An 840-nucleotide genomic window follows, 5' to 3' on the forward strand; every position below is an offset into this window, starting at 1 on the left:
ATAACGTTTCACATATCCATCATTTTTATACATATACATTTGTTTTAGTGTATACATATTTCAGGACGGGTCAAAATGCACTACAACGGTCTCGTATAACCGTCAGTTACGGGTTAATATACGCAGACTTTTCGGTTTAGAACAGACATTAGCAATTCCGAGTGGATTCGGACGTAGTCGAATCCGCCGTAATTGCGGTTATACATTGTTGTGCGTAGGTTTTTATTCAATTTTATTCATTTCAATTGCCTTTGAACTTATCGAAAATCCACTCAACTTATTATTGTGAAAATACATAGTTTCTTGCATATTTGTCAGCTTTAAACTGTCTCCAACTTTTTCGTGCATTCCAATTGTAATTAATGAATCCTTTGATTCAGATATGATTTCGTCAATTCCAAAAGTGTCTGGATTTTTGTCAATTCCCAATACAAACTTTCTGTTCTCAATCTGAAAACTATATTCAGTAGATGAATAAGGATGATTTTCAATCCAAATATTCCAGAAAAAAGAAAAAATCCAATAACAGATTATTGTATTGATAAAGAACAAAATCGAAAGTCTTTTTCTAATAAAGAAAACAATAATTCCAATTAGAATATTAATTCCAAATATCTCAAGTCTGTATGATTCAACTCCGATTGACATAAATGGGTCAGGTTTAATCATACTAACCCAATATTTCATTAGGAAAATATCAATTAATAAAATCAGAACTTCAATTCCGACTAATAATTTTGTTTCAGATTTCGTCATTTTCAACTGTTCGTTAAGATACATAGTTTACACAAGTTAAAGATTAGGTGTTTACACTAAATTAGTTTCTAACCTTGTAGATTG

General features: G+C 30.5%; 1 protein-coding gene. It reads right to left on the bottom strand.

The window, feature by feature from the left end; translation table 11 throughout:
- Window positions 1-222: 222 nt before the first annotated feature.
- Entirely contained in the window at window positions 223-756 is a 534-nt protein-coding gene (locus tag Q0856_RS18000) for a hypothetical protein (protein ID WP_298507225.1), read from the bottom strand.
- Window positions 757-840 lie beyond the last annotated feature (84 nt).

It is taken from the genome of uncultured Maribacter sp. (genome assembly GCF_947496775.1).
Lineage (GTDB): Bacteria > Bacteroidota > Bacteroidia > Flavobacteriales > Flavobacteriaceae > Maribacter_B.